This is a genomic window from Flavobacterium sp. YO64, assembly GCF_004119505.1.
Lineage (GTDB): Bacteria > Bacteroidota > Bacteroidia > Flavobacteriales > Flavobacteriaceae > Flavobacterium > Flavobacterium oncorhynchi.
Map to the genome: position 1 here is coordinate 23575 of NZ_NRQV01000041.1, position 7063 is coordinate 30637.

A 7063-nucleotide genomic window follows, 5' to 3' on the forward strand; every position below is an offset into this window, starting at 1 on the left:
AAAAGAACTAATCAATCTCCTTTTCGTTGTCCTTTATAAAAGTGTCAATATTCATTAAATACGGATCAATAACAATGCGTTGAGGTTTCGTTTTGAGTTTTATTTTACCCTCAATTTTATTGTTTTTGATAGTAAAAGGAAAACGAATCAATTTTTCGTTTTCATCATAAATACCGATATCAATTGTGGTATCGTTTGCAAGTTGTTTTCGTTCTCCCGTTGCATTTTCTTTATATTTTTCAGAAACCGCTTTAAAAGAAACTTCATAAAAAACCTTCTTATTAATACTTGAAACCCATTCTATTTTGGATGAATACGTAATAATCTGCTTAAACATTTCATCTAATTTAGAATGTAGTTTTTGATCTGTCACTCCATAAATTTCTTTTAATAAATCTTCAGAATCAGGAAACGGATTTGGATATTTATAATGGTTCAGAAAATTTTTCAAAGCCAGATTTACCTTTTCCTCACCAATTAAAATCCGAAGCTGATGCATAATTAGCATTCCTTTGTCGTAAGGTAAATGCGGTGTGTCGTAATTCGTTTTATACAAAGGCGTTTCAGGATCGTAACTTCGACTGCTCAAATATAAATCGAGATGAATTTTTAAAGTTTCGAGCGCTTTTTCCAAACCATGTTCTTTTTCATACAACATCAATTCCGTGTATTGTGCCAACGTTTCGGTTAAAATCCAGCTTCCTTCTTTTTGTTCTGGATTGATCTGGGAATTTCCCCACCATTCATGCGACAATTCATGCGCCGTTAATTGATTAATTACATCTTCCTTATCCTTATTGTTGAGGTTGCTGTAAAATCCAAAATTCTCTTTCATAAAAACTGTTGACGGATAAGAAGTTGCTGCAAAGCCATCGGCGAAAGCAGAAACTTCGACATAACGAATCGTTTTATATGGATATTTTCCAAAATTGTTTTGGCAGTAATCTAAAGTATTTTTTACATCTTGAATTAGTTTTTTGATGTTTCTGGAATGTCTTTTATCATAAAAAACTTCCATCGAAACACCTTTATAACTCGTTTTTTGGATTTCATATTCGGCAGAAGAAAAAGCAAATCGAAACGGAATCTTACCATTAGATTTATAATGAAAATAATTGCGGTTGTCTTTTGTCCAATTTCCAATTAAATCCCCAACACCTATCGCCGTTTGATTTTTAGAAGTCGAAACCACAGCATCATAATCAACAAAATCATATCTAATTTCCGATTTGTCTTCCAACTTTTTAAGAGGTGTCTGTGGTATCAAATGCCTTTTCGCACGTTCTTTTTTACTGCTGATTTCATTCGATTCCTGATAACCAAAAAGCGGAAAGTAACGGCTTATTCGCATAAACGATCCATTTTCAATTATAGAATTAAAAGCAGTATGTCCTTTAAATGGTGACCACGAAGACTCAAAAGAAAAACTCATTTTCATTTTCTGCTGAGGTTGTAAAGGTTTTTCCAATCGATACCAATAATGATGAAATGCCCAAACATCATCCAGATTTTTAGAATTCGGAATTTCAACAGAAGTCAGTTTCGAATTTCGATCTATATATAGGAGTAGACTATCAATGGTTTTTTCAGAATTATTGATCAATTCATAAGTGCCTTTTACTTCATAACGATTTTCCTCAGGAAATAAATCGACTTTGCTTTTTACAGAAACAATAGTTGGCTGAGCCAGATCATTATATTTTTTAAACTGATTCTCGTATTTTTCGCTCCAGTTATTTTGATCTTCTTCGGTCAAATACGGATATTCGATATTGGTTTTATAAAAAAGATAACTTCCAAAACCAATAAAAAGAATAATTCCTAAAGAAAAAGTTACTTTCTGAATGTCATTAACTGAATTTCTTCGAAAGGTTTTTAGGATTGAAGTATTTCTTTTCCATAAAATTCCTGTCAAAGTAAGAAGCAGTAAAGCTAATCCGAAATTGTATAACATCGAAATATGAAACGGAAAAGTGTATTTTCCGAAACCATTCAAATCAAAATATTCTTTTTTAAAAGCATCTCCAAATCGCAGTAAAGGATGTGAAATTCCCAATTGCTCTCCAATTCCGGTGCAAAATAGAAGACATATAAAAGAAGCAATCGAAAGTCCGATATATTTATTTTTAATAAAAGTCTGAATTGCGATTATTAAAATTGAGATCAACAACAACGGAAATCCGAGATAATAAAACAAAGAAAGATAAAGACCAATTTCGATTGGAGCATTCGCATTCGCAATCTGAAATATACATCCAATCAAAATACTAATGCTGATAATGATTAACGGAATTATAAAAAGCGCTGTCAATTTGGATAGTAAAACTATGAACTGAGAATACGGTGCAGTATTTTCCAGCATTTCAAATTTCGAATTTTCACTTCTGTTTAATAATTCACTGCTGTAAAAAAGGAGAATTAGAATCAGAATAAACGGCAGACGATCCATTATCGTGGAAATTATCAAAGCCGTATCCGTAATTTTTTCCGCTAATCGGATGCCGCCGTCAATTTCATCCGAAATTTCGATTGCCAATAATCCCGAAAATAAAAGAACAATCAATAAAAACGGAATTCCTTTTAGAACTAAAAAAATATCCAACTTGATATTGCTTTTAAAAAGAGTAAAATTATGTTTGAAAGTTTGGAACTCGATGTTTTTTGGAATTTCCGAAGAAAGGACTTTTGCTTCTTTTGAAATAGTTTTTGAGGTTTTTATCTTTTTAGTTTTTGTTTTTCGGAAGGAAAACAATCGATACGAAATAAAAAGTAAAAGCAAGGAAAGCGAAATCCACAATATTCTATTGAAAAGAAAGTTGCCAGAAAGCGAAACCAGTTCAGTATTTTTTTCAATGGAAGTCCAATATCTCGTTTGTTCTAAAAACGCAGCCAAACCAAACGGATCTATTTTTGCTGCCAAAGACATGGCTTTCGCCGAAGATGGAGAAGCATTTGCAAAGATTGGCGAATTAGAAAAAATCGATCCCGCAATATATAAGATGTAAATTAATAAACCGCCAACGTAGATTAAAAGTTTACTTCGCGTAAGCCACGCCAAAACAGTCAGTATTGAAAGACACAACAGAATATTCGGAATCACAATTACAAAATATGGCCAGAGATAATTTATAATTTCAAAAGAACCAATCTCGCTTTTAGAAAGCCATGACATTTGATGTCCAACGATCATTCCGACGATAAACATTCCAAAAGAAACTGCGGCGATTATAAATGCGGTAATAAATTTTGGAGGCAAATAATGGAACTTAGAAATAGGAGCAGAGAAAATAATCGAATCGAATTTCGTTTCATATTCCTTTAAAAAACTCTGCGCAACCTGAAGCGTAATCGAAAATATCGTCATCAGCGAAATGAGACCAATCGCATAAGTAAGCACGTACGGACTATTTTTGTAAGCTCCCGAAAAAGAGAAATTCGCAAAAGCACTCACAAAAAATCCTAAAACCAAATAAATGATAAACGTGGCATAAAAAGTCCAGCTTCTGGTATTGTTATGCCATTCAAATTGAATTAATTTAGAAAGCATAACACTAATATTTAAATTGATTTTGAGCCAAAACACTAAAATAAACATCGCTTAAATCTGGCGATATCAATTCGAAACCAGAATCTGGTCGTTGATGGGAGAAAACATGAATATTGATTTTTCCTGAATTTAAGTTAGACGAAATGATATTAAAGTTCGATTGATGATCCTTTAGTTCTGCTTTTTCAATCGACTTCATCCAGATTTTATCTTTCAAAGAATCGATCGCTTCGTTTGGCTTTCCTTCCAAAATCAATTTTCCGTTAGAGATAATCGCCATTTGCGGACATAAGTCACGAACGTCTTCTACAATATGCGTCGATAAAACCACGATAATGCTTTCGCCAATTTCACTCAGCAAATTATTAAATCGGTTTCTTTCCTCCGGATCAAGTCCCGCAGTGGGTTCATCCACAATAATAATCTTCGGATTTCCCAACAAAGCCTGCGCAATTCCAAACCTTTGACGCATACCGCCGGAAAAAGAATGAACCGCTTTGTCTTTATGCTGTAATAAATTCGTCTGCTGTAACAAATACAAGATTTGATCTTGACGTTCCTTTTTATCAACGATTCCTTTTAAAACCGCCAAATGATCGAGCAGGCGATAAGCAGAAATTTTAGGATAAACGCCAAATTCCTGAGGCAGATACCCCAAATTTTGCCTGATAAACATTGGGTTTTCCAGAGTATTAATTCCGTTAAATTCAATAATTCCCGAAGTAGGTTCCTGCAAAGCGACAATAGTTCGCATTAAAGTCGATTTTCCAGCGCCGTTTGGTCCGAGTAAACCAAACATTCCGTTTGTAATTTCAAGCGATAATTGGTCAATCGCTTTTGTACCGTTCTCATACGTTTTGCTGAGATTTTGGATTGATAAACTGTTCATTTTTTGATTGATTTAGATGATTGAATTAAAATGGGATTTGAAAAAATTAGGCAATAAAATACCTGTCGGCTTCAAAAACCGATTTATTAAGAGTAAAATAAGATTTAAAAGAAAGCTATTCTGCCACGTATTCTAAAATATCTCCGGGCTGGCAATCCAATATTTTACAAATAGCCTCGAGAGTATCAAACCGAATTCCTTTTGCTTTTCCAGTTTTTAGAATCGATAAATTGGCAGGCGTAATATCTAGTTTTTCTGCCAACTCTTTACTCTGCATCTTGCGCTTGGCAAGCATTACATCAACATTTACAATTATTGGCATAGTTATATAAATAAGTCTTGTTCGTTCTGAAGGTTTAAACCTTGTTTAAAAATGGCTGCTAAAAAGTAAGCAAAAACACCAAGCATTCCGTGTAATAGAATAAAAATCGAAACTTCATTATCCAGTGGAACAAAAAAGAAAGCCACAAATATTACAATACTTGGAATTAATAAGTTCGATAAATAGAAACGCCTTAAATGAGAAATTCCGTTTTGAGTAAACAGTTTAGGCTGAAAAAATACTTTAAAAACATTACTGCTCAATAAAAAGAAAATCCCATACAAACTCAATGGAGCTAGAAAATCAAATAAAATATACGGTAGATTGTAATCGCCAAGCATTAAAGGATGAGAAGTAAAAGGATAGCAAACCTGAAAATACTTTCCGTTGTCCTTAAAAGTCAAAAATAATCCCGTTACTAAAGTAAAAATAGAATATGCGGCCAAAAAGAAATAAACAACAGCCAAAAATCGGGTAAAGTAAAATAATATTTTAGATACAATATGAGTTGTCTTCATATAATGAAAAGTTAGATTGATATTGCAAATGTATAATTAATTATCGTAAAACAATAATTAATTATTAAAAATTGCTTGATTGCGCATTTTGGAGAATATTATAAATCTATTAACATTAGAAAACAAAAGGCATCCGTATAAATGAGTTAATTTTGTAGACTAGCATTTTTTTATATGAAAAACCCAATTTCAGTCTCATTATTAGAGCTCGCTATTATCACTCAAGATAGCAATGCCACAGAAACATTTCAAAAAACAAAAGACATAGCGCAATTAGCAGATACTTTAGGATACAAGCGGTTTTGGCTTGCAGAACATCACAATATGGCACACGTTGCAAGTACAGCAACTGTTGTTTTAATTGGTTATGTGGCAAGTCAGACCAAAAACATCCGAGTAGGTTCTGGCGGAATTATGTTGCCGAATCATTCTCCTTTAGTAGTTGCAGAACAATTTGGAACTCTGGAAACGCTTTATCCAAACCGAATCGATTTAGGTTTAGGAAGAGCGCCAGGAACAGATCAGCCAACCGCCGAAGCAATTCGTAAAGACTTTTTTGAGCAGGCACAGCGTTTTCCTCAAAACGTAAGCAAACTTCAAGAGTATTTTTCCAGCGAAAATGAAAAAGGAAAAGTACGTGCATTCCCAGCCGAAGGTCTAAAAGTGCCAATCTGGATTCTAGGTTCAAGTATGGACAGTGCGGCTTTAGCAGCGGCTTACGGATTGCCTTATGCCTTTGCAGGGCACTTTGCGCCAAAACTGATGATTCAGGCGTTTGAATTTTACCGCGAAAATTTCCAAGCTTCAGAATATTTGGACAAACCAAAAACAATGGCTTGTGTGAATATTATTGCTGCCGACACAAACGAAGAGGCTGAATTATTGTCTACAAGTTTGTATCAAATGTTTCTAAACTTAATTAGAAACGACCGTAAAGGTTTACAGCCACCGGTTCCATCATTAGATGATATAATGAATGAGCAAGAACGTTTCCATGTGAATCAAATGACAGCTGGAACCTTCACAGGAAACAAAGAGCAATTAATAACCGATTTGAAAAAGTTTATCGACTACGCAAGAATTGACGAACTAATGGTAACAAGTCCAATCTTTGATCATCAGGCAAAACTAAAAAGCATTCAAGTTACAAAAGAGGTAATCGACAGCCTAAATGAAAGTATACATATATAAGAGTAGATTTCATTCTCACAACCCGACAGGTTTTCAAAATCTATCGGGTTTATTTTTTATACATATATATGTATAGGATAAATTAAAACCCAATTTTCCGTAGAGGTGCACAGCAGTGCGTCTTATGCGCAAGGTAGTTTAGCTAAATATATAAATTTAATAAGGAGCTATTCCCGCTATCCGTTTCAATCTTTTGTGCCGAACCCCGGCACAAAAGGATTTTCACTACTATCGGGGCTAAGAAATCCGTTTTCAAAAGAAAATTTCCGAATGATAATACATTTCCGGAAGAAAAAACGAAGGAAAAAAAGAAAACTCTGCGTCTTTGTGCCTCTGCGAGATTAAAAAACACACAGAAAAAATAGGACTTCGAACTTAGTGCCTTCGAGGCAGAACCAGACAAAACAGAGCAAAACGGCTCAAAACTGCAAAAATCCCAAAACCACTAAAAAACTTTACCTTGTAAAAAACGCAAAATCAGCGACTTAAAAAAAGATTAAAAAAACTTTGCAAAAAGTCTTGTTTAACTGGATAAAGGTGGTACTTTTGCACCCGCAACAGCGATAAACGTTCACCGAAATACTGACAAGGATTTC

5 protein-coding genes are annotated in these 7063 nt (G+C 34.0%); 1 reads left to right on the forward strand and 4 read right to left on the reverse strand.

The genetic code is table 11. The features are described 5' to 3' along the window. Positions 1–7 precede the first annotated feature (7 nt). The 4 genes from BOW57_RS19005 to BOW57_RS19020 form a co-directional block, all read right to left on the reverse strand. Complete coding sequence (locus BOW57_RS19005) at positions 8–3547, reverse strand: M1 family aminopeptidase (RefSeq protein ID WP_129056571.1); 3540 nt, start codon at positions 3545–3547, stop codon at positions 8–10. A gap of 4 nt (positions 3548–3551) precedes the next feature. Then, on the reverse strand, positions 3552–4436 hold the full coding sequence (locus BOW57_RS19010; RefSeq protein ID WP_129056573.1) for an ABC transporter ATP-binding protein: 885 nt from the start codon (positions 4434–4436) through the stop codon (positions 3552–3554). A 115-nt stretch (positions 4437–4551) separates the two neighbouring features. Continuing rightward, the gene (locus BOW57_RS19015; RefSeq protein WP_012024053.1) at positions 4552–4758 is read right to left on the reverse strand and encodes a helix-turn-helix transcriptional regulator; all 207 of its coding nucleotides are present in this window, start codon (positions 4756–4758) and stop codon (positions 4552–4554) included. Between the two features lie 2 nt (positions 4759–4760). After that, positions 4761–5276, reverse strand: a complete 516-nt coding sequence (locus tag BOW57_RS19020; RefSeq protein WP_129056575.1) for a DUF2975 domain-containing protein — start codon at positions 5274–5276, stop codon at positions 4761–4763. 174 nt (positions 5277–5450) lie between these two features. Between BOW57_RS19020 and BOW57_RS19025 the strand changes: the two genes are divergently transcribed. Then, positions 5451–6467, forward strand: coding sequence for an LLM class flavin-dependent oxidoreductase (locus tag BOW57_RS19025; RefSeq protein ID WP_129056577.1), 1017 nt, complete (start codon positions 5451–5453; stop codon positions 6465–6467). Positions 6468–7063: the final 596 nt, after the last annotated feature.